The organism is Thioclava sp. NS-SX20, assembly GCF_057380695.1.
Map to the genome: position 1 here is coordinate 2,417,226 of NZ_CM170816.1, position 25,503 is coordinate 2,442,728.

Sequence of the window (25,503 nt, forward strand, 5' to 3'; positions counted from 1 at the left end):
TTTATTGCAGGTCCGCAAAGGCCTGCTGCAAGCGCATGACAGCCTCTTCCACCCGCGCGCGCGGCGTCGCCAGATTGAAGCGCAGGTAAGCCTCGCCGCCTTTGCCGAAGGTCGTGCCGTAATTGGCGGCAATCTGCGCGTCTTTCTCGACCCTGCGGGTGAATTCCTCGCGTGCCATCCCCGCCCCCGAGAAATCGACCCAAGCCAGATAGGTCGCCTCTAGCGGCATCGACTTCAGCCCCGGAATCGCATTCACCGCCTCGTCAAAGATCCGGCGGTTGCCATCCAGATAGGCGCAAAGCGCATCCACCCACTCTGCCCCTTCGGGACTATAGGCCGCCGTCGCCATCGCCATGCCGAAGCTATTGGGCGAGATCCCGAGCGCCCCCATCCGCGCGGCAAAACGCGCCCGCAATGCCGGATCAGCAATGATCACATTGCCAGAATGGGTGCCCGCGATGTTGAAGGTCTTGGTGGTGGCGGTCATCATCACTACCGGAAAATCCCCCGCAACCCTCGCCATCGGCACATGTTTTTGCCCCGGCATCAGCAGATCATGGTGGATCTCGTCCGACACCAGCACCAGATCATGCTTGCGGGCAAATTCCACCACCTGCGCCAGCTCGTCCTGCGTCCAGACCCGACCGCCCGGATTATGCGGCGAGCACAGCACCAGCATGCGGGTCTTTGCATCCACAATCCCGTCCCACGCGTCGAAATCCATCTGGTAGCGCCCATCCACCAGCTTCAGCGGGCATTCCACAACCGCGCGCCCCGCGGCCTTAATCACACGGGCAAAAGCGTGGTAGACAGGCGTCATCAGCATCACGCCATCGCCTTCCGAGGTGAAGGCATCCACGCAAAGCGCCGTGCCATTGACCAAGCCATGCGTGGTGAAGATCCAGTCGTCCTGCACGTCCCAGCCGTGGCGCGTCTTCATCCACCAACGGATCGCGGCGTTATATTCGGCGTTGCCCCCCCAATAGCCATAGACGCCCTGACGGGTCATCTCTTCCAGCGCCTCTTGCACGCAGGCCGGCGGGCGGAAGTCCATATCGGCGACCCACATCGGAATGCCGGTCTCGGCGGGCACGCCGTAAATGCCCTCCATACTGTCCCATTTCGCGGAATGGGTGCCGCGGCGATCAATGATCTCGTCAAAATCGGGTGTGCTCATGACAACTCTCCTGCATCTTTGCCGCGCATCAGAGCACCTCTTGGCGCGGGATACAAATGCCCGATTGTACCCTTATAATGCGGGGCCGGGGCCGCTGACCCATTGCCTAAATCTCCACCATCGCCTAAATCGGCCCTATGACCCTACGCCCGATCCTGATCCATCCCGACCCGCGACTGAAGAAGACCTGTGATCCGGTCGCTTCCGTCGATGCCGAAATCCGCAAACTGGCCGATGATATGTTGGCCACGATGTATGACGCTCCCGGTGTCGGCTTGGCCGCGCCGCAGATCGGCGTTTTGCAGCGCGTCTTCGTGATGGATTGCGTGAAGGAAGAAAATGCGGCGCCCCAGCCGATGGTGATGATCAACCCCGAGATCACATGGTCCTCGGAAGAGACCAACACCTATGAAGAGGGGTGCCTGTCGATCCCCGATCAATATGCCGAGGTCACCCGCCCGAAACTGGTGCGGATGAAATGGCTGAATATCGACGGCAAGGTCATGGAAGAGGAATTCGACGGGCTTTGGGCCACCTGCGCCCAGCACGAGCTGGATCACCTCGATGGCAAGCTGTTCATCGATTATCTCGGGCCGATGAAGCGCAAGCTGATCACCGCGAAGATGCAAAAGCTCAAACGCGAGCGCGCCCGCGCGCCGAAATCCGACGGGATCATCTGATGGCCGTTCGCAAGTTCATCCCCTTCGAGGACAAACGCCTTCGCACGGCGGCCGAGCCTGTAGCCGAGATCACCGAGACCGTCCGGATGATCTGGGATGACATGATCGAGACGATGGACGCCATGCCGGGCGTCGGCTTGGCCGCGCCGCAGATCGGGATCATGATGCGTCTGGCGGTGGTGGATGCGTCCGACAAACGCGGCGAGGCCGTGCGTATGGCCAACCCCGAGGTGCTTCATGCCAGCGTCAAGATGCGCAAGCATGACGAGGCCAGCCCCAATCTTCCGGGCGTCTGGGCACCGATCGAGCGTCCGCGCGCCGTGACCGTGCGCTTTCTGAACGCCGATGGCGAGATGGAAGATCGTGATTTCGTGGGCCTCTGGGCGACCTCGGTACAGCATCAGATCGACCATCTGAACGGCAAGACCTATGTGGACCATCTCTCGCCCCTGCGCCGCAAGATGCTGATCCAGAAATCGAAGAAACTGAACAAAGGCTAAGGTTATGCGCGTCGTCTTCATGGGCACCCCCGAGTTTTCTGTGCCGGTGCTCGAGGCACTGGCGCGCGAACATGACGTCATCGCCGCCTATTCCCAGCCGCCGCGCCCTGCGGGCCGTGGCAAGAAGCTGCGCCCCTCACCGGTTCAGGCACGGGCGGAAGAGCTGGGGATCGAGACGCGCACCCCTTTGAATTTCAAGGATGACGCCGACCGTCAGGCCTTTGCCGACTTGAAGGCCGATGTGGCCGTGGTGGTGGCCTATGGGCTGATCCTGCCGCAGGTAATTCTGGATGCGCCCGCGCAGGGCTGTCTGAATATCCATGCCTCGCTTCTGCCGCGCTGGCGCGGCGCGGCCCCTATTCACCGCGCGATCATGGCCGGAGACGCCGAGACAGGCATCTGTATCATGCAGATGGAGGCAGGGCTCGACACCGGCCCCGTGCGCCTGCGCCGCGCCACCGAAATCGGCGCGACCGAGACCACGGGCGAGCTGCATGACCGGCTGTCGGTCATGGGGGCTTCGATGATTATCGAGGCGCTGGAAGGGCTTGCCGATCTGCCGGTAGAGGTTCAGCCGGAAGACGGCGTGACCTATGCCAGCAAGATCGACAAGGCCGAGGCGCGGATCGATTGGGCCGCCCCCGCCGAAGAGATCACCCGCAAGATCAACGGGCTCTCCCCCTTCCCCGGCGCGTGGTGCGAGATCAACGGCGAGCGCGTCAAACTGCTGCGCGCCGCGCAGGTGGCGGGGTCGGGTGAGGCGGGTCAGGTGCTGGATGGCTTTACCATCGCGGGCAGCACCGGCGCGGTCGAGGTTCTGGAGGCCCAGCGGGCCGGCAAGAAACCGGTGAGCGCGGCGCAGGTGCTTCAGGCACTGCCCCTTCCCGAGCGCCTCGACTGATCCGATGTTCGGCCTGCTGATCGCCCCTCTGACCGCCCTGACCTCCCGCCTGATCGGGGTGGCTCTGGTCGTGGCGCTATGGTTGATCTCGCGGCCTGGCGGGTGGGCCGTGTTGGTCGTGCTGATTCTGGTAGGTGTCAAGCTGCTGCCCGAACCGGCCTCTCACCCCGATGTGACCTCTCCCGCCCCTGTTACACCCTCCGTCCAGCCTTAAATCGGAACCAAAGGAGCGGATCATGCCTATTGCCATTTTTCTTGCGGTGTTCATTTTCATCGGCCTCCTGTGGTATCGCAGGCGTAATCCCTGCCGATGGGAACGGGTGGGCGGCAAAGGCACGCTGAAGCAATTCCGCTGCAAGACATGCGGGGCCGTCGCTTATTCGGCCCGCTATGACGGGCCCGAGCAATGCAAGAAGGGGCTCGAGCCTCCGGCGCTGTAGCCATTGGCAAGGATCTGCGCATCGGGCGGCGCGGATCTCACACCAGGGAACCTGCCAGCTTCCCCGACGTTTTACCGTCAAATCTCAGTCGAGAGGAGACGACAATGTCACAGACCCCTACACCTCCGCCGCGCCGCGATGGCGGGCTGTATTTCATCCTCGGGGCCATCGTCGTGGCTTTGGGGGTGTTGATGTGGTACATCATGGGCTCGCCCGGTGATCAGAGCGCAACCCCGCCTTCGGGCACCGGAGATGTGTCCATTACCAATGAGGTCGCGCCGCAATCCGACCCCGCGCCCCAAACGCAGGACAACAAAGAACCTCCGGCACAGGTGGATGTCGCGCCTGATGCCGATAATGGCACCCAACCGCAGGCAAACTGATCATATAGCTGCAAAAAGGCCCGCGATTGGCGGGCCTTTTCCACTGAGCCTTGTCCGGACGTTTCTCGTGAAACAGTCAGATATGGCGGATTTCAGCCAGAATTGCTTGCGCCGCGGCCTTGGGGTCTTCGGCCTGCCAGATCGGACGACCGACCACAAGATGATCCGCACCGGCGGACAGGGCAGATGCGGGCGTCTCGACCCGTTTCTGGTCTCCCAAAGCCGCCCCCGCCGGACGCACGCCAGGCGTGACGATCAGCTTGCCTTCCGCTTGCGGCAGCGCGCGGATCATCGCGGCCTCGCGCGGCGAGGCGATCACGCCATCCGCACCCGCCTCCAGCGCACGGGCCGCCCGCTCGGTTACCAGATCGGCAATATCGCCCGGCTGGATCAACGCCGCATCCAGATCGGCACGGTCCAGCGATGTCAGGATGGTCACCGCCAGAATTTTGAGATCTTTGCCCGACGCGCCCTCTTTGGCGGCGCGCACCACATGGGGGTCGCCATGCACGGTCAGGAAATCCAGATCGAACTGGGCAATTCCGCGCACGGCATTCTCAACGGTCGCGCCGATATCGAAGAATTTCATATCGAGAAAGATGCGCTTGCCATGTTCCTGCTTGAGCTCGTTGGCAAGAGCCAGCCCGCCGCCGGTCAGCATCCCCAGACCGATTTTATAAAACGACACGCTATCGCCCAGCTTCTGGGCCAGATCCAGCGCCGCCAGCGCATTGGGCACATCCAGTGCGACAATCAGACGGTCATCTGCGGGAAGTAGGGCAGTCATGCGGCATCTCCTGTAGGTTTGCACCCCGATGCGCAAGCCAGCCTCAAAAATCAAGCCCCGAGGCCCCGCGAACGGAAAAATCGCCTAAAATTTCCTGTGCCGAGAGCCGCCGGGAAGGCCGCAACGTCAGATACGGGACTTGACCGGTGTCAAGGCATGCACCCGAAGGCGATGCATCATGACCAGACCCATAAGGGTTAAGGCGGCGAGGAAGGGCAGATAATGCAGCACAGTCATGATGTCTCTCCTGTTCCTGATGTCTCATCCTACGGGCGAGACATTTACGGAACCTTGCCAGGGCCCAAACAGTTCCCCAAACACGTCGCCTAAGGCGAAATATTTCAATTTGGTCGAGGCCGGTCCCTTGAATACGCATAGAAACCCACCCAATTATTCGATGAGACCCGACCAGATATGTGCCGCTTACGGGCATATCGATTTTCGGGGGCTTTAGAAAAGGAGATACCCGATGAACATGGAAAAGTTCACGGAGCGTTCGCGCGGCTTCCTTCAATCTGCGCAAACCATTGCAATGCGGGAAGGCCATCAACGTGTGGTGCCCGAACATCTGCTCAAAGCACTGATGGATGACGATCAGGGGCTGTCGGCCAACCTGATCAACCGTGCCGGCGGTGATGCCGCACGCGTGACCGATGCGGTCAATCAAGCCGTTGAAAAACTGCCCAAAGTTTCGGGTGGCGATGGTCAGACCTATGTCGAGCAATCGCTGGTGCGCGTGCTGGACGAGGCCGAGAAGATTGCCAAGAAAGCCGGTGACAGCTTTGTTCCGGTCGAACGGATCCTGATGGCGCTGGCTGTCGTCAATACCCGCGCGAAAGACGCGCTGGATGCAGGGGCTGTGACCGCACAGAAACTCAACACCGCCATCAACGACCTGCGCAAAGGCCGCACGGCCGATAGTGCCTCTGCCGAGGACGGCTATGAGGCGCTGAAAAAATATGCCCGCGACCTGACCGAGGCCGCTGCGGAAGGCAAGATCGACCCGATCATCGGGCGCGACGACGAAATCCGCCGCACGATGCAGGTCCTCTCGCGCCGCACCAAGAACAACCCTGTGTTGATCGGGGAACCGGGCGTGGGGAAAACCGCGATTGCCGAAGGGCTTGCGCTGCGCATCATCAATGGTGACGTGCCGGAATCCCTGCGCGACAAACGGCTTCTGGCGCTGGATATGGGCGCGCTGATTGCCGGTGCGAAATATCGCGGCGAATTCGAGGAACGCCTGAAATCCATCCTCAAAGAGGTCGAAGCCGCCGCCGGCGAGATCATCCTCTTCATCGACGAGATGCACACGCTTGTGGGCGCGGGCAAATCCGATGGGGCGATGGATGCGGCGAACCTCATCAAACCGGCGCTTGCGCGGGGCGAGCTGCATTGCGTTGGCGCCACCACGCTGGATGAATACCGCAAATATGTGGAAAAAGACGCAGCCCTTGCGCGGCGCTTCCAGCCGGTGATGGTGGAAGAGCCGACCGTCGAGGATACGATCTCGATCCTGCGCGGCATCAAGGAGAAATACGAACTCCATCACGGGGTGCGGATCTCCGATTCGGCGCTTGTATCAGCGGCGACGCTCTCGCATCGCTATATCACCGACCGTTTCCTGCCCGATAAGGCCATCGATCTGGTCGATGAGGCGGCAAGCCGTCTGCGGATGGAAGTCGATTCCAAGCCCGAAGAACTCGATGCGCTGGATCGCCAGATTTTGCAGGCGCAGATCGAGGCCGAGGCGCTAAAGAAAGAAGATGACGCCGCAAGCCAGGACCGTCTTGAAAAGCTCGAGAAAGAACTCTCGGAGCTGCAGGAACGCTCTGCCGGGATGACCGCCAAATGGCAGGCCGAACGCGACAAGCTGGAATCCAGCCGCGTGCTGAAAGAACAGTTGGACCGCGCACGGGCGGAACTGGAAGGTGCCAAACGCGAAGGCAATTTCGCCAAAGCCGGCGAGCTGCAATATGGCCGCATTCCGGATCTGGAGAAACAACTCTCCGAGGCCGAGGCGTCGGAAGATGTCATGGTGGAAGAGGCCGTGCGCCCCGAGCAGATCGCCGAGGTTGTCGAACGCTGGACCGGCATCCCGACCTCGAAAATGCTCGAGGGCGAGCGCGAGAAGCTGCTGAAAATGGAGGAAGAGCTCCATAAGCGGGTGATCGGGCAGGACGCAGCTGTAACAGCAGTAGCCAATGCGGTGCGCCGTGCGCGTGCGGGCCTGAATGACGAGAACCGCCCGCTGGGGTCCTTCCTGTTCCTCGGCCCGACCGGTGTGGGGAAAACCGAGCTGACCAAGGCCGTGGCCAATTATCTCTTTGATGATGATCAGGCGATGGTGCGCATCGACATGTCGGAATTCATGGAGAAACACGCCGTGTCGCGTCTGATCGGCGCCCCTCCGGGCTATGTCGGCTATGACGAAGGCGGGGTTCTGACCGAAGCCGTGCGCCGCCGCCCCTATCAGGTGGTGCTGTTCGACGAGGTCGAAAAGGCGCATCCCGATGTGTTCAACGTGCTTCTGCAGGTGCTCGATGATGGCGTGCTGACCGATGGCCAAGGCCGGACGGTGGACTTCAAACAGACGCTGATCGTGCTGACTTCGAACCTCGGCTCGCAGGCGCTGAGCACCCTGCCGGACGGATCGGATGCGGCACAGGCCAAAGCGCAGGTGATGGATGCGGTACGGGCGCACTTCCGCCCCGAATTCCTGAACCGGCTGGACGAGATGGTCATCTTCGACCGCCTCTCGCGCGAGAATATGGACGGTATCGTGACGGTACAGCTCGCACGGCTCGAAACCCGCCTGAGCCACCGCAAAATCGGACTGGCGCTCGATGATGCAGCGCGCACCTGGCTAGCCGACAAGGGCTATGATCCGGTCTATGGCGCACGCCCGCTGAAACGGGTGATCCAGCGCTATCTGCAGGACCCGCTGGCCAACCTGATCCTGTCTGGTGAAGTCCTTGACGGGTCCACCGTGACGGTCACCGCCGGAGCGGACGGACTTTCTGTCGGGGGGCACATCGTGCCTCCGGGGGACAACGCCCCCCTCAGCGCTTCGCTACATTAACCGGAGAGGCGGCGATACAAGTCGCCGCCTCTCCCACAACCGCGGAGGGGGCTCTGCCCCCGCTGCCTGCGGCAGCCCCCCGGGATATTTTCCGCAGCTGGATCTATAAGGTGGGTTTCCAGCTGCAAGAAATATCCTCAGGGGTGAATTGGCCCCAAGGGCCAAGAGGGGCGCGAGCGCCCCTCCTTCTTTTGCCTTTTGAGGGATATCATGGCGACGCTTTGCAGATCCTGCCTTGCCCATTATCCCGATAACTTTCGGGGGCGTTGCCCGCGCTGTCGCCGCGATGGCCTTGTCTGCCATGACGAGATTTTCTCTCTGGGCATTGCCCATATGGATTGCGACAGTTTCTATGCTTCGGTCGAAAAACGGGATAACCCGTCCCTGGCCGCCAAGCCTCTGATTGTTGGCGGCGGCACGCGGGGGGTTGTCACGACCTGTTGCTACGTGGCGCGGATCTATGGTGTACGGTCTGCCATGCCGATGTTTCAGGCGCGCAAACTATGTCCGGATGCCGTTATTCTTCCCCCACGCATCTCCTATTACGCCGAGGTATCGCGCGAGATCCGAGCCAAGATGGCAAGGCTAACGCCGCTGATCGAGCCGCTCTCGCTCGATGAGGCCTTTCTGGATCTGACGGGGACCGAGAAGCTTCATGGTATGACGGCCGCAGAGTGTCTGGCGCGGCTGGCCAACGAGATCGAGAACGAGATTGGCGTGACGATTTCGGTGGGGCTTAGCCACAACAAGTTTCTTGCCAAGATTGCGTCCGATCTCGATAAGCCGCGCGGATTTTCGGTGATCGGCAAATCCGAGACAGCCGCATTTTTGCAAGATAAGCCCGTCAGTATTCTATGGGGGGTCGGCGCGGCGACACGTCAGGCCTTGGGACAGGCAGGTATCCGGACCCTGAACGACATCCGCCGGATCGGGCGGGATGACATGCTCCGGCGGTTTGGCGGTCAGGGTATGCGGCTTTGGTCATTGGCGCAGGGCGAGGACAGCCGCAAAGTGATACCGGATGCGCCGGTCAAGTCCGTCTCGAACGAAACAACCTTCTCGCAGGACCTCAGTGACCGTGACGCGCTGTTGGCTCAATTATGGCACATGTCCGAAAAGACGGCAGCGCGGATGAAGGCCAAGGAACTGGCGGGCAGCATCGTGACGCTCAAGCTGAAAAGATCCGATTTCTCGACCATCACCCGCCAGTTGCCGCTGGAAGACCCGAGCCAGCTGGCCGATACGCTGTTTCACGTGGGACGGCGGCTGTTTGATACCCTGCCCTCCGGCACGGCCTATCGGCTGATCGGCATCGGATATTCGGGTCTGCGCCCCGCGCAGGCGGGCGATCCTGTCGGCGACCTTCTGGACCCCGAAGCCGGACAGCGGGCCAAGCTGGAGCGGGCCACCGATGCGATCCGCGCGAAATTCGGCACTACGGCCATCCGGACCGGACGCGGGCTGGATCTGGACCCGAAAGACTAGCTATTCCGCCGCCAGAGAGCCGGACTGGCGCGGACGGCCGATATCCGCGATACGGGTCAGCACCCCGTCCATAAGCGCCTGAAACTCGGGAAAATCCGCACGTCGTTCGATTCGCGCTTCATCCATGTAGAGCGCGCGGTTGATTTCGATCTGCACCGCATGGCGGCCCAGGTTCGGCTGACCATAGGTTTTCGCGATATATGCCCCGGCAAAAGGCGCATTCCGGCTGACAGAAAGGCCGGTCTCGGCAAATGCCGCCTCGATTCCCTCGACGATTCGCTCCGATGCCGAACTGCCATAGCGATCCCCGATCACAATCTCGGGGCGCCGCAAGCCGAATGCTTCAATCGCCTCGCTGGGCATGGAATGCAGATCAACCAGAATCGCTTCGCCAAAAATAGCGTGCACATCCTCCATCAGGCTCGCAATCCGGCCATGCCAGGGCTCCCAGATATCATCAAGGCGATTCTGGGCCTCTTCGACACTGATCTTGCCACGCAAAATTGCGCGACCGCCCGAAACCACGCGGGGAATCACGCCAAGACCGGCGGCCACGCGACTTCCGCTGCCCCGATGGCGCAGCCCGTCGATGATTCCCGGATCAAGCTCGTCTTTCGCACGATTGAGATCGAGATAGGCGCGCGGATAGGTCGCGGCGATGGAACAGGCCCCGAGATCAGGGGCCAAGCGCATGAAATCATCCACAAAAGCATCTTCGGACGACCTGAGGCGCAGCAGATCCAACGCTGTATTCTGTTTAAAATCAGATGGATAATAGCGCCCAGAATGCGGCGACGAAAAAATGACAGACGTCCGGACCGGATCGGGCACGGACAGTTTGAATGCCGGAAGATCATGTTTCATGGATGGTCATGAACCCTCTTTATGATGCCCGCAGTGTAGCGCAATGCATTTTCTCGTCAAAACCCTCTTGCGCGTCTCGCGAACACCTTTTATAGACCCCTCCACACCGATGAGGTGAACCGGAAGATCGAGGTTCTGGACAGGCACAAGCCTGAGACAAAATCCGGTCGAAGGCAAATCAAATCGGAGCGTGGGCGGTTAGCTCAGCGGTAGAGCACTACGTTGACATCGTAGTGGCCACTGGTTCGATCCCAGTACCGCCCACCATTCTATTTCGCCGCCCCTTCGGCCTGGCTGTCGGGGCTTTTTGCTTTCAAGGCGCACGCGCGCCGCGACAAGGAGATACGACCATGAAGGTTCGCAACTCGCTCCGCTCGCTCAAGCAGCGTCATCGCGATTGCCAAATCGTGCGCCGCAAGGGCCGCGTTTACGTGATCAACAAGACGCAGCGTCGTTTCAAAGCCCGTCAGGGCTGAGACGATCGAGCCATCGGCAAGATCAAACCGCAAGGGAAACCTTGCGGTTTTTCTTTTGTCATCTCGCTTTTCTTGCAAAATCCTGCTGTGAAAAATCCTGCCGGACGGGTGGATTTTTGATAGCCCCATGCGCGCTCTTCTGATTCAATGGTGATAGGCCGATTAAGGAACGCACTGCCATGCTGACCCTTCTTCTACATCGCCAATGCGCCCGCGATTTCTACCGTGTGGACGTGTGCGACAATCTTTTTGGTGAATATACCGTCCAGCGCGAATGGGGGCGCCACGGCCGCGCTACAGGAATGCGCAGCGTGCTTTTCTCGAACCTGCGAGATGCGGTTCAGGCCGCTGATACATGGCGCATGCAGGCCGCCCGCAAGGGCTATGCCCTGACCGAGGCAGCCGCCTCCTGAAGGCCCCTCAGAACGGCGCTTCGGCACTAAAGGACATATGCATCCCGCCATCGGGATGACGCAGCCGCAGCGTATGGGCATGAAGCATCAGGCGCGGATAGGCCTGTGCCTCTCCCTCGGCATAAAGCGGATCCCCCAGAATGGGATGCCCCAGCGACTGGCAATGGACCCGAAGCTGGTGGCTCCGGCCTGTCAACGGCATCAGCCGCACCCGCGTCGTCCCGTCGGGATCATGGCGCAGCACTTTCCAGTCGGTCTGGGCAGGTTTGCCGTTCTCGTGATCCACATGCTGGCGCGGGCGGTTCGGCCAATCAACGATCAACGGCAGGTCGACACGCCCCGCTTTCGGCTCCAGATGGCCCCAGAGCCGCGCCAGATACGCCTTTTTGGTCTGGCGGTGCTCGAATTGCAGCCCCAGGTGCCGTTGCGCATGGGGGGTAAGCGCAAAGACCATCACCCCCGAGGTATCGCAATCGAGACGATGCACGAGCAAGATCTCGGGGTAGGAATGACGCAGGCGCGCAATCAGGCAGTCCGCCTTTTCCGGCCCCTTGCCTGGCACCGACAGCAAGCCGGACGGCTTGTCGACCACCAGAATTTCATGGTCGGCATGCAGGATCGTGACGGGGTCGGTTGGCGGATCATAGCGATACATCATAAAGGTCGCTTGCCTGCGATCGTCTGCGTGGTCAAGCCCCCTTTGGCCCCGATTACGGCCGGAGCCATAATTACGGTTTGGTAAGCTTTTGCGCTTAAACGGGATAGGTGAAGAGTGACGAGCTGGAGACTGCAGATGAATCTTTATGCCGAAGCCCGCCAAGACGCATTATGGGTCCGGGTCGAAGAGAACCGTCTTGATGCAGCCATCGCGATCCGCTTCAAAGATCAAATGCGTGAAGCCTGCACGCAACCATCGCAACGCGTGGTACTGGACCTTGAAAGCGTGACATTTCTCGACAGCTCCGGCCTGGGGGCGATCGTGGCGGTCATGAAAGCGTTGCCGGCGGATCGCAAGCTGGAACTGGCCGGTCTGAATATGAATGTGGCAAAAGTCTTCCGCCTGACGCGGATGGACACCATTTTCAAAATCCATCCCACTGCGGAAGAGGCCTTCCTGCCGGAGGTACGGAATGCTGGCTAATCATGACGCAGAGGCGTTGAAGTCCGGCACGGCCATTCCGCGAGAGGATCGGCTTCAGCCGCGACTGTTTCATCATAGCTTTCCCGCCACCCCGCTTGCGGTACGAGAGGCATTGCGCGCCGCTTTGGCACGCTTTGTCTTGCATATGTCGCAAGACGAAGCGGGGACGCTAGAGCTGCTGCTGGCGGAAGTGCTCAATAACATCGTCGAACATAGCTATCAGGATACCGGCGTCGGAACGATCACCCTTTCCATGGTGATGGAAAAGCGCGGGCTGAACTGCTCTGTCACTGATGACGGGGTCGAGCTGCCGTCCTTCGTTCTGGAGGACCCGTCAACCTTCGATACTGTCGAAGATGCGTTGCAGACTCTGAATACAGACGAACTTCCTGAAGGCGGGTTCGGCTGGTTCCTCATTCGCGATCTGGCCGAAGATCTTGGCTATAAACGCGAAAATGGACGTAACATGTTGGCCTTTCGCCTGCCATTGCGGCAAGAAGGCTGATCGGGGTTCAGTTCAGCTGGAATTGCAGCGGATAGGCGCCGTTTTCAAACTCGCCGAACAGATCCGGCAGATCCGGATGCTCCACAGGCTCACCTGACCCGTCTACAATCAGGTTCTGCTCCGAGACATAGGCGACATAGAAATCGTCATCCGTCTCGGCGAGAAGGTGGTAATAGGGCTGGTTTTTCGCAGGGCGGCTATCCTCGGGAATAGCGTCATAGAATTCCTGTGAATTGGCGAAAGTCGGATCCACATCGAAGACAACGCCACGAAATGCATCCTTCCGGTGGCGCAAAACCTGCCCGATATGGAATTTGGCTTGAGTGGCAAACATACACGGCCTTCCCTAAAGTTTTCGAATTCTTAATTCTTTTACAAACAACCCAGCATTTTTTCCACAAATTCGCCGGAAACAATCTGTGTAAGTGGCCCTGACAGTCGTGCCTAAAGCTTTGTGATTTTCGTTATGGTCATTTTCGGATACACTGCCCTGCAAAACGAGATCATAATCAGGCAAGAGCAGTATGAAGAAATTCGCCTTTTTGGCGCTGGCCCTACTGGCCGCTTCCTGTGGTGGGGGCAACTACAAGGCGCCACAAAATCTTGATGACGCATGCGCATTGTCGCGTGAGAGACCCGCCTATTTCAAGGCGATGAAACGCACCGAATCGCGGTGGGGGATTCCTGTCTATGTGCAGATGGCCACCATTCACCAAGAGTCGCGTTTTGTCGGCAATGCCAAAACCCCGTTCAAATATGCGCTTGGGGTGATTCCGATGGGGCGTCAGAGTTCGGCTTATGGCTATAGTCAGGCGCTGGACGCGACATGGGAAGAATATCGCGACAGCGGCGGCGGGCGCGGTGCGCGGCGCAACCGGATTCAGGACGCCACCGATTTTATCGGATGGTATATGGATGGCACCAGCAAAAAGCTGGGCATCCCCAAAACCGATGCCATGAACCAGTATCTGGCCTATCACGAGGGGCGGGGCGGCTTTGCCAACGGGTCGCATAAATCGAAGCCCTGGCTTCTGGCCGTGGCGCGCAAAGTGCAAAGCCGTGCGCTGATGTATCGCGCACAGCTTGCCTCCTGTCGGCGCTGAAAACAGGGATCAGCCGCCTCGGCGGCTGACCTCCTGATCGATCGAGAACAGCGACGGCGCAAAGGCTTTGCCATTCTGCAAGCCATTCAGAATCACCGTGGTTTTCGCCCCCGCATTATCGGTAATCACCCATTGGCGCAGCTGGGTCGGGTTGCCCGTAAACACCATCTGGATATTGCCATATTCGGGGTGCTGCGGGTCCTGCGCGGTGACGGTTGTTTTCGTGCCATCCGATGTATGCTGGGTCACCATCCCCGATTTGGCCAGATTGACATTATCGGCCAGAATCAGGCTCAAGGGCGTTTTCGACAGCGGATATTGCTCCGGTCGTCCCATATTGGATTTCGGATCGAAAATCGCCACCTGCCCTGCCGAAGCCAGCACCAGCGTTTTATCCTTATCATATTCGAACCGCACGCGATTGGGGCGGCGGATATAAATCGTGCCTGTCGAGATCGAGCCATCGGAATTCACCTGTGTGAACTTCGAAGAGGCCGATTGCAGGCTGTTGAGATAGCTGGACAAAGTCCCAAGCGAAATCGCATCGGCAAATGCCGGCACGGCAAGAGACAGGGCGAGGACGGGCGCAAGCGCGAAGCGAAGTATGTTCATAACCTGGAATTTAGGCGCTTTTTGAAAAAGGAAAAGCCCCGCGCAATCAACTTGCACGGGGCGCCTATCACGAGTTTGCGGAAACCGGCTCAGGCTTCGGGGATCAGGATCTCGCGTTTACCGACATGGTTCGCGGAAGACACCACATGGTTTTCCTCCATCTGCTCGACCAGACGCGCGGCCTTATTATAGCCGATGCCCAGTTTACGCTGGATGTAAGAGGTCGAGCATTTGCGGTCCTTCGCCACGATCTGCACCGCCTGATCGTAAAGCGCGTCCTCATTGCCGGTATTGCCGCCGGTATTGAGGCCCAGCACCGCGTCGATATCCGAGGCCTTGTCATCTTCCGGCCCCTCGACCACGCCCGACATATAGCTGGGCGGCCCGAAGGATTTCAGGTGGTTCACCACCTCCTCGACTTCTTCATCCGAGCAGAACGGCCCGTGCACACGGTTCAGACGCGAACCGGTGCCCATGTAAAGCATGTCGCCCATGCCCAAAAGCTGCTCGGCCCCCTGCTCGCCCAGAATGGTGCGGCTGTCGATCTTCGAGGTCACCTGGAAGGAGATACGGGTGGGGAAGTTCGCTTTGATCGTGCCTGTGATCACATCCACCGACGGGCGCTGCGTGGCCATGATCAGGTGGATACCCGAAGCACGTGCCATCTGTGCAAGCCGTTGAATACAGGCTTCGATTTCCTTGCCCGCGACCATCATCAGGTCGGCCATCTCGTCGACGATAACGACGATATAGGGGAAGGGCTCGGGACGGAATTCATCGGTCTCGAAGATCGGCTCGCCGGTCTCTTCGTCAAAACCGGTCTGCACGGTGCGCTTGAACATCTCGCCACGCGCCAGCGTCTCTTTGACGCGGCCGTTATAGCCTTCGATATTGCGCACGCCCATCTTGGACATCTTGCGATAGCGGTCTTCCATCTCGCCCACGACCCATTTCAGCGCCACAACGGCCTTCTTCGGGTCGGTCACAACGGGCGAAAGCAGATGCGGGATGCCATCATAAACCGACAGTTCCAGCATCTTCGGGTCGATCATGATCAGACGGCATTCATCCGGCGTCAGGCGATAGAGCAGCGACAGGATCATCGTGTTGATCGCCACCGATTTCCCCGAACCCGTGGTCCCTGCGATCAGCAGGTGGGGCATCTTGGCAAGGTTGGCCACAACAGGCTCGCCGCCGATATCCTTACCCAGAGCCAGCGGCAGGCGCATATTGCCATCGCTGAAATCACGCGCGCTCAGGATCTCGCGCAGCACGACCTTCTCGCGATGCTCGTTCGGCAACTCGATCCCGATCACGGTGCGCCCCGGCACGGTCGACACCCGCGCAGACAGCGCCGACATCGACCGCGCGATATCATCGGCCAGACCGATCACGCGGCTGGCTTTCAGACCCGGCGCCGGTTCCAGTTCGTACATGGTGACCACGGGACCGGGACGGACCGAGACGATCTCGCCCTTGACGCCGTAATCTTCCAGCACGGTTTCCAGCTGGCGCGCATTTTCTTCCAGCGCCTCGTCGGGCAACTGGTGGCGCGGGATGGAAGCCGGATCGGTCAGCAACGACATCGGCGGCGCTTCGTAATTGGCATGGGTCGCGCTCGGCATATGCACGGGCTTCTGGATCGGCCCGCGATTGAGGCTTTCCCCCTGTGCCACGGTCTTTGCCGTGGCAACCGGCTTGACGGCAGGCACATCCGGCATGGCATTGCGCGCAACGCCCATATCATGCGCCTCATCCAGCGATGGCTGCGACAATGACGGCTGCGGCGCATCCATCATGTCGTCGTCATCATCCCCGCTCAGCGTCGCATCCTCGGCATAGGCCTCGCCGCGCTGGATCATACGATAAGCCGCAGACGGCTCCTCGTTCTCTTCCACCGGCGCCGAGAAGCTGGCGCGGGGCATCTGTGCGGGTGCGGGCTCGGAATGGGCGGAGCCATAGGTCTCGTCCAAGGCGCTGAACGCATCCACGTCGAAAGGCTCGAACTGATGGCTGTCCATCGTTTCGACCTCATCCATGTGATAGCCCTGATCAAGCCACTGATCCTGCGCGCGAAAATCCTGATGCGGCTCGGCCATCAAACGGCTGCGCGCATCCGAGACCTCTGCTGCAGATTGCGCGCGCGGCGCGGGCTGCGGGGCATAAGCAGGATGCGCCATATCGGCATAAGGGGCCGACGGAGCCTCGGCATGGGACGCTCCGAAACGCGGCATATAGCGCGGCTCGGCACGCAGCGGCGGTTCGACGCGGGCCGGTTCGGCCTTCAGCTGCGGCTCGATCCGCTCGCGCAATTTCGGACCACGGGCCAGACGGCGGGCCACAGCCGCCATGACCGAAAGCGGGGCTTCGGGCCGTGCAGGCTGGACCTCTTCGGGTTCCGGCGCGACCGGTGCTGCAAGGTGTTGCGGAGCCTCCTGACGCTGCACCCGCGGGGCCTGCCGACGCTGATGCACGGCCTCGGCAATACGTGCCTTGATCCGCTCGGGGCTGGGTGCCTCGTCCGTTCCGGCGCGCGGATCGTCATATTCGAAGTCCACAAGCTCGGCTTCGACCATCGGCTCCGGCTCGGCGGGACGGATAATGCGCGACAGGAAGCCTGCGCGAGGCGCGTCCTGTTCGGGTTCGTCGTCGTAAAGAACCTCCTCTTCCTCGTCATAGACGGGGGCCTGACATACCGGCGCGCGACGCGCCGATTGGGCGCGCGAGGGCTGGGCCGCCTGCGCCTGATAGTCCTGCTGGGCTTCCCATTCGGCCAGTTCGGCGGCATGGGCCTGTGCCTCGGCACGGCGGGCACGGTGGCGTTCGGCGGCACCACGCGCCGCCAGCACCGAAGCCGATGCCCCCTGCCCGATCATACGCATGATCGCGTCATAACCTGCCAGCAGACCAAGCAGCAGGAAACGCAGGATATTTTGCAACTCCGGCTTCACGAACCCGGTAACGAAGGCCATCATCGCAAGGCTACCGGCCGCAAAGAGCAGCGACAGGAACTTCACCACAAAGGCCGAAGCGCCAACGATCCCCAGCATCATTCCCGCGATCATATCGCCAAAATGGCCGCCAAGTCCGAAATTCGCGGTCCATTCCGCCCCCGGCACCAGAAGTGCCGAATGCACCGCCGAAACCGCGATCGCGATGGGCAGGAAAATCAGCCGCGACAGGGCCCGTTCTTCGCCGCGATGGGTCATGAAACGCACGCCCCATGCCAGCGAGGCCAGCGGCAGAAGCCATGATCCACGGCCAAAAATGACGTAAAGCGGCGAGGCAATCCCCGCGCCGATCCGCCCCAGCCAGTTCTGCACCTCTCCATCCGAGGCGGCCATCCAGCTGGGATCTTCGGGCGAATAGCTGACAAGCATCATGCTCAAGAGCGCCGCCAGAACGATCAGTCCCGCGCCGGCAAGCTCTTTACCGCGGCGTTCAAGAAGTGCCTGCGTATTCTGGTCGAGAAGGGGGTCGCGCTGTCTCATTTGATACAATGCCATCTGCTGCTCGTCCTCAAAGGTAAAGGCAATCACGGAGCTTGGTCAGTCCGCGTCGCGTTTCTTCTCTTGGGGCGACAAGAGCCACCCGAATATAGGATCTGCCGGGATTTTCGCCCTCGACTTCGCGCGAAAGATAGGCACCGGGCAGAACCCGCACACCGGTCTCGCGCCATAGTTTCATGGCCGCCGCCTCGCCATCCTCCACCGGCAACCACAGGAAAAAGCCCGCATCGGGCATGGTAACCGAATTGATGCCGTCAAAGACAACGGCCGCGTCATCGAATTTCTCCTGATACAGGCGGCGGTTCTCGATCACATGATCCTCGTCCGCCCAGACCTTTTCCGCGACACGCTGCAAGGGCTGCGGCAGCGGCGCCCCCGAATAGGCGCGCAACTGGCGGATATAATGCATGCTTTTCGGCCCCGCCGCAACAAAGCCGGACCGCAGCCCCGGCAGGCTGGACCGTTTGGACAGCGAATGGAAGATCACCACGCGCTCGGGATCGGCCCCCACCTCCTGCGCCACCTCGATCAGCCCGGGGGGCGGGTCATGGCGATAGAGTTCCGAATAGCATTCATCGGCAAAAACACGGAAATCATGTGTCTCGGCCAGCTCTAGCAGATCGGCCAGATACGCGCGCGAGGCCACGGCCCCCTGCGGATTGGCGGGCGAGCAGATAAAGGCGATCGCCGTGCGGTCCAGCACCTCGGCAGGCAGCGCGCGATAATCGGGCATGAACCCCGTTTCTGCGGTGGCGGGCACGAAAACAGGCTCTGCGCCGATCATCATCGTGGCGATGGCATAGACCTGATAGAAGGGGTTGGGGATCAGAACCACGGGGCGCTTGCCCCGTTTGGTTTCGGGGCAAAGTGCCAGCACCGCATTGAACAGCCCTTCGCGGGTGCCATTCAACGCCATGATCCGATCCTCGGCAACCTCCACGCCGTAGCGCCGCGCAATCCATGCCGAAATCGCGGCCAGAAGTTCGGGGGTACCGTTATTGGCTGGGTATTTGCCGAATTCCGCGACAGAGGCCGCCAGCACATCGCCCACAAAGCCCGGCATCGCATGCCGCGGCTCGCCAATGGTCATATTAATAATTTCCCCGCCCGGCTGGTGGGAATCGAGCAGCGTCCGCAAACGCGGAAACGCGTATTCGGGCAGGTTCGAGAACCGCTCGGGATAATCCATTATATGCCTCATTTGCCGGAGTCATTTTGCGCCCCGTTCGGGACGACGTTACCCAAAAACCACATGTCCTGTCCAGATCATGGCGAGATGCGGGCAAGGTCGCCTTTGGATTGTGGCATTTCAGCCAAGCGCGGCCTCGATTGCAGCCCCAAAACACAGCACCTTTTCATCCTCTCCGGGCAGCCCCAGAAGGCTTAGCCCCACCATATCGCGCCCCGTGGGTAGGGTCAGCACCGGCCCACCCAGAAGCGCCGCACTGCCGACATTCCGGCTGGCCAACTGTTGCTGGCTCCTAAAGAAATCCTGATCTATCAACAGGCTATCATAGCTTGGGGCCAAGGAGGCCGCAGTGGGCATCAGCACGACATCATAGCCCGCAACCACGCCCCGCCAGTCCTGCCGCACCGCGTGCAACTGCGCGAGCCCCTGCAGATAGACATCCGCCGAGACACCTCCCGCCGCCTCGAAGGCCCGTAGGAAATCGGGCGTCACCTTAAGCGGATTTTCTCTCACCCGCTGCTGCCAGCGGGCGTGAAACTCGGTCTGCGCCAAAAAGCGCAGCCGCTTCAGCGCCTCGAACGCTTTGGGGCTTTGCACCGTAATCTTGGCGCCCGCCTTGGCCAAACGGCCTATCGCACGGCTCATTGCCTCCAGACAGGCCGGATCGGCATCATCAAAGACGCCGCCCTCCAGCACCAGAAGACGCGCGCCCGATATGTCTGCGCCACGCAGATCGGGGAGCTTGCCGTTTTCCACCAGCGCCAGCCCCTGCGCGCAATCCTCGACCCGTCGCGCCATGAAGCCCAGCGTATCGAATTGCGACCCCGTCGCCACCCCCGCAAGCGGCACGCGCCCCAGTCCGGGGCGGAACCCCACCAGATCGTTCCACGCGGCAGGCACCAGAAGCCCGCCGCCATTCTCCAGCCCCACCGCCATAGCACAAAGCCCCAGTGTGACCGAGAGCGCCCCGCCAGAGGCCCCTCCCCCCGTCACAAGGCTGGGATCATGGCGGTTGGGCGGGGTGACGCTGAGGGCATTCACCCCCAGAAGATCCAGCCCCAGCTCGGTCATCTGCGTCTTCCCCAGACAAACCCCGCCCGCGGCACTGGCCTGCTGCAACGCGCGCGCATCACGGGCGGGCACATGGCCCGAAAACAGCCGGCTGCCCGCTTCGGTGACCGCCCCCGCACTGTCCACCGCATCCATCCATGAAATGGCCACCCCATCCAGCGCCGAACGCCCCTGCCCCACTTTCGTGCGGGTCCGCGCCGCCATCGCCTCGAAGCGCGCCCGATTGGGGGTCTGGCGGGCAAATGCCATCCGGCCATCGCGCCCCGCTGCCGTCTCCAGATAGAGTTCGACCTGCGCGACCGGATCCAGCATGCCCGCGGCAATCAGACGCCCTTGTTCCGCGGCAGGCAGATAGCGGGTCGAGGTCGTCATGCAGGCTCTCCAATCATCACTCAAACCCAAGGCTAGACATGATTTTATCGTTCTGACAATGGGGGTTACACCAAAGTCGTGCAAGCAATGGACAAGCGCGCCGAAAACGCCATATTTAGCAGCATGAAAACCGATTGTGATATCCTTATTTCCGGCGGCGGGCTGAACGGCCCGACCTTGGCATTGGCGCTGGCACAGGCGGGGCTACGGGTGACCGTGGTCGATGCAACGCCGCCCCGCGCAAGGGCCCATCAGGGCTTTGACGGGCGGGCCTACGCTTTGGCGGTCGCCTCGCAGCGGCTGCTGAAGGGGCTGGGCCTATGGGGCCAGCTTGCCCCCGAGGCGCAACCGATGATGGATGTCAAAGCCTCCGATGGTCACGCAGGCGACGGCGCGGCCCCCTTCTTTTTGCATTTCGACTCGCGCGAGATGGACCAGTCGCCTGTGGGCTGGATGCTGGAAGACCGCTATCTGTCCCGCGCCTTGCAGGACGCGATGGAGGCACAGCCCCTTGTCACCCTGATCGCGGGCACCTCTGTCATCGCGCAAGAGGTATCCCAAGGCCATGTCACAGCGACGCTTTCGGACGGTCAATGCCTGACGGCCCGCCTGCTGGTCGGGGCCGACGGGCGCAAATCCGGCGTGGCCGAACGTGCGGGGATCACGCGCGAGGGCTGGGATTACGGCCAGACCGCTCTGGTCGCCGCAATCGCCCATGAAAAACCGCATCACGGCATCGCGCAGCAGTTTTTCATGCCGACCGGCCCGTTGGCGATCCTGCCGCTGACCGGCAACCGGTCCTCTATCGTCTGGAGCGAGACGCGCGAGAACGCGCAGACGCTGGACGGCCTGTCGGATGGCGATTTTCTGGGCCTGCTGCGCCCGCGCTTCGGGGATTTCCTTGGCCAGATCTCTCTGGCTGGCCCGCGTTTCAGCTACCCGCTGAACCTGACACTGGCCAAATCCTATGTGGCCGCGCGGATCGCATTGGTCGGCGATGCGGCGCATGGCGTGCATCCGATTGCGGGACAGGGGCTCAATCTCGGGCTGCGTGATGTCGCGGCGCTGGCGCAGGTTCTGGTGGATGCCTACCGGCGTGGCGATGATATCGGTGCGCTGAATGTGCTGGAAGACTATCAAAGCTGGCGGCGCTTTGATTCCACCTCGCTGGCGCTGGGGATGGATACAGTCAACAAGCTGTTTTCCAACCATAACCCCCTGCTGAAACTCGGGCGCCAGATGGGAATGGGGCTGGTTCAGGCACTCCCCGGATTGCGGCGCGGCTTCATGACACAGGCCGCAGGGCTGGGTGGCCCCCTGCCCCGCCTTCTGAAGGGCGAGCCGCTTTAACCCGCCTCAATCGACATCCAGATCCCGCGCCTCGGACGGGATCAGGATCGGAATGCCGCCGCGGATCGGGAAGGCCAGACGTGCGGGCTTCGAGATCAGTTCCTGTGCGGCGGCATCATAATGCAGCACGGCATGGGTCAACGGGCACACAAGCACCTCCAGCATCCGCCTGTCGAAGGCAGGGCGCTCGGTGCTGACACGGTCAGGATTATCCTCCGGTTGCGCTGTGCTCATTGCAGGCTCTCTTCCCCTTCGCCACCGCTGCGCAGGGAGAAATCCATCAGCGTCAGCAGGGTTTCGCGCCGCACCGTCAGGTTGGGAGCCTCCAACAGGGCCTGCTTGTCCTCCGGAGAAAGCGGCATCAGCATCGAGAGCGAATTGATCAGCAATTCGTCCTCGGCATCACGCAGACTATCCCAGTCGGTATCCATGCCGTTGGCCTCGAAAAACCGGCTCAGAAGCGCAAAGAAACTCTCGCGTTGCAGGCCCCGGTCATGGTCAGGTCCATGCAGATCGCCGGAGAACTCGTCCCACTCGACCTCGCCCATAATGTAGGGCGTGAACCCGTCGCGTGCGCCCATCAGACGGAAGCGCGAGATGCCGGTCAGGGTGATCAGATAGCGCCCGTCCTCGGTTTCGGAAAACCCCGTCAGACGCCCCGCGCAGCCGATCGGCGCAAGCTCGGCCTCGTCCTCGCCGTGGTTGCGCGGCAAGATCATCCCGATCAACCGCCCCGGCGTTTTCAGGCAATCCTCGATCATCTGCAAATAGCGCGGCTCGAAGATATGCAGGGGCAGCGTCCCCCGGGGCAGCAAAAGCGCCCCGGGCAACGGGAAGAGCGGAATGGCATCGGGCAGGTCGATTGCGTTCATCATGGACCACCAGCTAGGCCGAAACCCCGATCAGACAAATATCATCGAGGCGAGTTTGCGACGCCCCTTTGCAACCAGAGGATCGGTGGGTTTGAGCGCCTCGAAAATGGTCTGCAACTGGGCTTTGGCCGCGCCATCATTCCATTCGCGGTCACGGCGGAACAGCTCCAGAAGCTGGTTGATCGCGCCTTCCGCATCACCTGCGGCAAACAGCGCCTGCGCCAGATCGAAGCGCGCCTGAGCATCGGTCGGATCGGCATCCACCTTCGCCTGCAGTTCCGCCTGCGGACCGGCATTGGCCGATTGTTTGGCAAGTTCCAGCTGTGCCAGCGCCGCCTCGACCGATGCCGCCGTGGCAAGGGCGGGCGCAAGATTTTCAACCAGCGCCTGCGCCTGCTCAAGCTGCCCTGCCGCGATATGGGCACGGATCAACCCCGAGAAGGCCTCGGCATTTTCAGGCTCTTCGTCCAGAATGGCCGCAAAGGTCTCGGCGGCGTCCTCGGCCGCGCCCTCCGCCAGCATCTCTTCGGCGGCGGCAATCGCATCGGCCAGACCGTTATCGGCCCCCGGCCCCATCTCGGCGATCTTGGTCACGAATTTCTCGATCTCGGAGCCCGGAAGCGCGCCCTGGAACCCGTCCACCGGCTGGCCCTGATAGAAGGCATAGACGGTCGGGATGGACTGCACCCGCATCTGCCCTGCGAGCATCTGGTTTTCATCGACATTGATCTTGGCCATCACGACCGCACCCTTGGCCTTGGTCACCGCCGCTTCCAGCGCCGGACCCAGCGTCTTGCACGGGCCACACCACGGCGCCCAGAAATCGACGATCACTGGCACGGTTTGCGATCTCTCGATCACGTCGGCCATGAAATTGGCTTCGGTTACGTCCTTGATCAGGTCATCGGTTGCGGCTGTCATACCGCCGATCATCTCATTGCCGAGCATGGGATCTTCCTTCCGGAGTTCTGTCGGTGTCTATATGCGCTCGCGGACCCGCCCCGCCAAGGGCTGCCCTGCGGGACGCGCGAAATTAAAGATCGAAAGTCGCGAAGACCGGCGCATGGTCGGAGGGCTGTTCCCAACCGCGCACATCGCGCAGGATACGCGAGCCCGAGGCCGCGCCCGCAATATCCGCTGTCGCCCAGATATGGTCCAGACGACGGCCCTTATCGGCGGCGGACCAATCCTTGGCGCGATAGCTCCACCAGCTATAAAGCAGCCCTTCGGGGATGTCCTGACGGGTCACATCGACCCAGTTGCCCGCTTTCATCACCGCGTCCAGATGCTCTACCTCGATGGGCGTATGGCTGACGATTTTCAGAAGCTGCTTATGCGACCAGACATCATCCTCGCGCGGGGCGATATTCAGATCGCCCACCAGAATGGCGCGCTCGGGCGCTTTGGCGGCGAATTCATCGCGCATATGGGTGAGGTAATCCAGCTTCTGGCCGAATTTCTCGTTCACCTCGCGGTCGGGCACATCGCCCCCTGCGGGCACATAGAAGTTATGCACAGTCACGCCATTGGCAAGACGCCCCGCCACATGGCGCGCATGGCCCAGATTGGCATAATCGCCGGCGCCTGCCTCTTCCATCGGGATCTTGGAAAAGATCGCTACCCCGTTATAGCCCTTCTGGCCGCGGGCAACCATGTGCTCGTAGCCCAAAGCGCGGAAGCTCTCGAAGGGGATGCTCTCCACAGGGCTCTTGCACTCCTGCAGGCACAGCACATCGGGTGCCTCTTCGCGCATCAGACGCGCCACAAGCCCCTCGCGCAGGCGGACCGAGTTGATGTTCCAGGTTGCAAGGGTAAAGCTCATGGGTGTCTCCGTTTATCGCGCGCGGATAGTGGCGATAACGGCCGTGGGGCGCAAGGCGAAAGGCGAGGCTCCACCCCGGCCATCCCAGGCAAATGCCCCCTCTTGCGGCCCGGATCGGCCTCACGCGCCGCGCCCGAGCGGGGGATCGGCAGCGCCACGGACAAAATGGGGGAAACCGTACGGGCGACCGGACTCGAACCGGTATGGGCCTAGGCCCCAGGGAGTTTAAGTCCCATGCGTCTACCATTCCGCCACGCCCGCAACGTCGTCTTGGCTAAGCGAAAGGCTGCGAAGGCGCAAGAGGCCAGCGCCTCTAACCCTTCAATATTTCGTCCAAACGCGCCTTTTCCTCGACACTCAGCGCCTCGGGGCGGGGGTCGTGACGGCGGGCCCTGCGGCGCACCCAGACCACCACACTGCCCAAGGCAATCAGCAAGGTGGCAGGCCCCGCCCAGTAGAGCAGCAGATTGGCGCCCTTCGCCTCGGGAGAAAACAGCACATATTCCCCGTAGCGCGCCGTCACATATTCCAGCACCTGCTGGTCCGTATCGCCCGCCACCAGCCTTTCGCGCACCAGACGCCGCAGATCACGGGCCACGGCGGCGTTGGAATCGTCGATATCCTCGCCTTGGCAGACGGGGCAGCGCAGCTCTGTGCTCAGGGCGCGAGCGCGGGCCTCCAGCGCCGGATCGGGCAGGATCTCGTCGGGCTGCACGGCCAGAACCGCCGCCGCCTGCAACATGACGAAAGACAGGGCGCAAAGAAGGAT

28 protein-coding genes and 2 tRNA genes are annotated in these 25,503 nt (G+C 61.3%); 15 read left to right on the forward strand and 15 right to left on the reverse strand.

The window, feature by feature from the left end; all coding sequences use genetic code 11:
* Position 1 precedes the first annotated feature (1 nt).
* Positions 2 to 1,177: a MalY/PatB family protein gene (locus tag AC2ISB_RS11915; protein WP_486575166.1), complete on the reverse strand. Its 1,176-nt coding sequence runs from the start codon at positions 1,175 to 1,177 to the stop codon at positions 2 to 4.
* A 137-nt stretch (positions 1,178 to 1,314) separates the two neighbouring features.
* Here AC2ISB_RS11915 and def (AC2ISB_RS11920) point away from each other — a divergent pair, with 137 nt between their 5' ends.
* From def (AC2ISB_RS11920) to AC2ISB_RS11945, 6 genes are all read left to right on the forward strand, one after another.
* Entirely contained in the window at positions 1,315 to 1,857 is a 543-nt protein-coding gene (gene def / locus AC2ISB_RS11920; RefSeq protein WP_406735932.1) for a peptide deformylase, read from the forward strand.
* On the forward strand, positions 1,857 to 2,357 hold the full coding sequence (gene def, locus AC2ISB_RS11925; protein WP_486575168.1) for a peptide deformylase: 501 nt from the start codon (positions 1,857 to 1,859) through the stop codon (positions 2,355 to 2,357). The genes def (AC2ISB_RS11920) and def (AC2ISB_RS11925) overlap by 1 nt, the downstream gene beginning before the upstream one ends.
* Before the next feature lie 4 nt (positions 2,358 to 2,361).
* Positions 2,362 to 3,258, forward strand: a complete 897-nt coding sequence (gene fmt / locus AC2ISB_RS11930) for a methionyl-tRNA formyltransferase (RefSeq protein ID WP_486575170.1) — start codon at positions 2,362 to 2,364, stop codon at positions 3,256 to 3,258.
* 4 nt (positions 3,259 to 3,262) lie between these two features.
* The gene (locus tag AC2ISB_RS11935; protein WP_486575171.1) at positions 3,263 to 3,472 is read left to right on the forward strand and encodes a hypothetical protein; all 210 of its coding nucleotides are present in this window, start codon (positions 3,263 to 3,265) and stop codon (positions 3,470 to 3,472) included.
* Between the two features lie 22 nt (positions 3,473 to 3,494).
* A complete protein-coding gene (locus AC2ISB_RS11940) occupies positions 3,495 to 3,698 on the forward strand; it encodes a hypothetical protein (protein ID WP_339108422.1) in 204 nt (67 codons plus the stop codon).
* A gap of 104 nt (positions 3,699 to 3,802) precedes the next feature.
* The gene (locus AC2ISB_RS11945; protein WP_486575173.1) at positions 3,803 to 4,081 is read left to right on the forward strand and encodes a hypothetical protein; all 279 of its coding nucleotides are present in this window, start codon (positions 3,803 to 3,805) and stop codon (positions 4,079 to 4,081) included.
* Positions 4,082 to 4,157: 76 nt separating this feature from the next.
* Here the strand turns inward: AC2ISB_RS11945 and pyrF are convergent, their stop codons facing one another.
* Positions 4,158 to 4,868, reverse strand: a complete 711-nt coding sequence (gene pyrF / locus AC2ISB_RS11950) for an orotidine-5'-phosphate decarboxylase (protein WP_406721412.1) — start codon at positions 4,866 to 4,868, stop codon at positions 4,158 to 4,160.
* A gap of 469 nt (positions 4,869 to 5,337) precedes the next feature.
* Between pyrF and clpB the strand changes: the two genes are divergently transcribed.
* Both clpB and AC2ISB_RS11960 read left to right on the forward strand, forming a co-directional pair.
* Positions 5,338 to 7,950, forward strand: a complete 2,613-nt coding sequence (clpB, locus tag AC2ISB_RS11955; RefSeq protein WP_486575175.1) for an ATP-dependent chaperone ClpB — start codon at positions 5,338 to 5,340, stop codon at positions 7,948 to 7,950.
* A 210-nt stretch (positions 7,951 to 8,160) separates the two neighbouring features.
* Complete coding sequence (locus AC2ISB_RS11960; protein WP_486575177.1) at positions 8,161 to 9,435, forward strand: DNA polymerase IV; 1,275 nt, start codon at positions 8,161 to 8,163, stop codon at positions 9,433 to 9,435.
* Here the strand turns inward: AC2ISB_RS11960 and AC2ISB_RS11965 are convergent, their stop codons facing one another.
* Positions 9,436 to 10,299, reverse strand: coding sequence for an N-formylglutamate amidohydrolase (locus AC2ISB_RS11965; protein WP_406721415.1), 864 nt, complete (start codon positions 10,297 to 10,299; stop codon positions 9,436 to 9,438). It abuts the gene before it with no gap.
* Positions 10,300 to 10,491: 192 nt separating this feature from the next.
* Between AC2ISB_RS11965 and AC2ISB_RS11970 the strand changes: the two genes are divergently transcribed.
* The 3 genes from AC2ISB_RS11970 to AC2ISB_RS11980 all read left to right on the forward strand — a co-directional run bounded on the left by AC2ISB_RS11970 (position 10,492) and on the right by AC2ISB_RS11980 (position 11,188).
* A tRNA-Val gene (locus tag AC2ISB_RS11970) sits at positions 10,492 to 10,566 on the forward strand.
* Between the two features lie 83 nt (positions 10,567 to 10,649).
* Complete coding sequence (gene ykgO / locus AC2ISB_RS11975; RefSeq protein ID WP_096433353.1) at positions 10,650 to 10,775, forward strand: type B 50S ribosomal protein L36; 126 nt, start codon at positions 10,650 to 10,652, stop codon at positions 10,773 to 10,775.
* A 179-nt stretch (positions 10,776 to 10,954) separates the two neighbouring features.
* Positions 10,955 to 11,188, forward strand: coding sequence for a WGR domain-containing protein (locus AC2ISB_RS11980; RefSeq protein WP_339108429.1), 234 nt, complete (start codon positions 10,955 to 10,957; stop codon positions 11,186 to 11,188).
* 7 nt (positions 11,189 to 11,195) lie between these two features.
* On the opposite strand, the gene AC2ISB_RS11985 is transcribed toward AC2ISB_RS11980, so the two are convergent.
* Positions 11,196 to 11,846, reverse strand: a complete 651-nt coding sequence (locus AC2ISB_RS11985; protein WP_339108430.1) for a pseudouridine synthase — start codon at positions 11,844 to 11,846, stop codon at positions 11,196 to 11,198.
* A gap of 135 nt (positions 11,847 to 11,981) precedes the next feature.
* Between AC2ISB_RS11985 and AC2ISB_RS11990 the strand changes: the two genes are divergently transcribed.
* Together AC2ISB_RS11990 and AC2ISB_RS11995 are read left to right on the forward strand one after the other, a co-directional pair.
* Positions 11,982 to 12,329, forward strand: coding sequence for an STAS domain-containing protein (locus AC2ISB_RS11990; RefSeq protein WP_339108431.1), 348 nt, complete (start codon positions 11,982 to 11,984; stop codon positions 12,327 to 12,329).
* Positions 12,319 to 12,834, forward strand: coding sequence for an ATP-binding protein (locus AC2ISB_RS11995; RefSeq protein ID WP_339108432.1), 516 nt, complete (start codon positions 12,319 to 12,321; stop codon positions 12,832 to 12,834). Before AC2ISB_RS11990 ends, AC2ISB_RS11995 begins: the two co-directional genes overlap by 11 nt.
* Before the next feature lie 7 nt (positions 12,835 to 12,841).
* On the opposite strand, the gene hspQ is transcribed toward AC2ISB_RS11995, so the two are convergent.
* Entirely contained in the window at positions 12,842 to 13,168 is a 327-nt protein-coding gene (hspQ, locus tag AC2ISB_RS12000) for a heat shock protein HspQ (RefSeq protein ID WP_339108433.1), read from the reverse strand.
* A gap of 190 nt (positions 13,169 to 13,358) precedes the next feature.
* Here hspQ and AC2ISB_RS12005 point away from each other — a divergent pair, with 190 nt between their 5' ends.
* The gene (locus tag AC2ISB_RS12005; RefSeq protein WP_339108434.1) at positions 13,359 to 13,937 is read left to right on the forward strand and encodes a transglycosylase SLT domain-containing protein; all 579 of its coding nucleotides are present in this window, start codon (positions 13,359 to 13,361) and stop codon (positions 13,935 to 13,937) included.
* 9 nt (positions 13,938 to 13,946) lie between these two features.
* Here the strand turns inward: AC2ISB_RS12005 and AC2ISB_RS12010 are convergent, their stop codons facing one another.
* From AC2ISB_RS12010 to AC2ISB_RS12025, 4 genes are all read right to left on the reverse strand, one after another.
* The gene (locus AC2ISB_RS12010; protein WP_339108435.1) at positions 13,947 to 14,549 is read right to left on the reverse strand and encodes a LolA family protein; all 603 of its coding nucleotides are present in this window, start codon (positions 14,547 to 14,549) and stop codon (positions 13,947 to 13,949) included.
* Positions 14,550 to 14,638: 89 nt separating this feature from the next.
* On the reverse strand, positions 14,639 to 18,055 hold the full coding sequence (locus AC2ISB_RS12015; protein WP_486575182.1) for a DNA translocase FtsK: 3,417 nt from the start codon (positions 18,053 to 18,055) through the stop codon (positions 14,639 to 14,641).
* Between the two features lie 13 nt (positions 18,056 to 18,068).
* Positions 18,069 to 19,247 (reverse strand): aminotransferase class I/II-fold pyridoxal phosphate-dependent enzyme, encoded by a 1,179-nt coding sequence (locus AC2ISB_RS12020; protein ID WP_406721418.1) that lies wholly within the window; start codon positions 19,245 to 19,247, stop codon positions 18,069 to 18,071.
* Positions 19,248 to 19,367: 120 nt separating this feature from the next.
* On the reverse strand, positions 19,368 to 20,690 hold the full coding sequence (locus tag AC2ISB_RS12025) for an amidase (protein WP_486575184.1): 1,323 nt from the start codon (positions 20,688 to 20,690) through the stop codon (positions 19,368 to 19,370).
* 123 nt (positions 20,691 to 20,813) lie between these two features.
* Here AC2ISB_RS12025 and AC2ISB_RS12030 point away from each other — a divergent pair, with 123 nt between their 5' ends.
* Entirely contained in the window at positions 20,814 to 22,040 is a 1,227-nt protein-coding gene (locus tag AC2ISB_RS12030; protein WP_486575186.1) for an FAD-dependent monooxygenase, read from the forward strand.
* Between the two features lie 6 nt (positions 22,041 to 22,046).
* Here AC2ISB_RS12030 and AC2ISB_RS12035 read toward each other — a convergent pair whose 3' ends face one another.
* The 6 genes from AC2ISB_RS12035 to AC2ISB_RS12060 form a co-directional block, all read right to left on the reverse strand.
* Complete coding sequence (locus tag AC2ISB_RS12035; RefSeq protein WP_339108440.1) at positions 22,047 to 22,274, reverse strand: Trm112 family protein; 228 nt, start codon at positions 22,272 to 22,274, stop codon at positions 22,047 to 22,049.
* The gene (locus AC2ISB_RS12040) at positions 22,271 to 22,915 is read right to left on the reverse strand and encodes an LON peptidase substrate-binding domain-containing protein (protein ID WP_339108441.1); all 645 of its coding nucleotides are present in this window, start codon (positions 22,913 to 22,915) and stop codon (positions 22,271 to 22,273) included. Before AC2ISB_RS12040 ends, AC2ISB_RS12035 begins: the two co-directional genes overlap by 4 nt.
* Before the next feature lie 27 nt (positions 22,916 to 22,942).
* A complete protein-coding gene (locus AC2ISB_RS12045) occupies positions 22,943 to 23,860 on the reverse strand; it encodes a tetratricopeptide repeat protein (RefSeq protein ID WP_406721421.1) in 918 nt (305 codons plus the stop codon).
* An 85-nt stretch (positions 23,861 to 23,945) separates the two neighbouring features.
* Positions 23,946 to 24,734, reverse strand: coding sequence for an exodeoxyribonuclease III (locus tag AC2ISB_RS12050; RefSeq protein WP_339108443.1), 789 nt, complete (start codon positions 24,732 to 24,734; stop codon positions 23,946 to 23,948).
* A gap of 178 nt (positions 24,735 to 24,912) precedes the next feature.
* A tRNA-Leu gene (locus AC2ISB_RS12055) sits at positions 24,913 to 24,995 on the reverse strand.
* 52 nt (positions 24,996 to 25,047) lie between these two features.
* Positions 25,048 to 25,503 carry a cytochrome c-type biogenesis protein gene (locus AC2ISB_RS12060; RefSeq protein WP_406721617.1) on the reverse strand — a complete coding sequence of 152 codons (456 nt, stop codon included), beginning with the start codon at positions 25,501 to 25,503 and terminating at the stop codon, positions 25,048 to 25,050.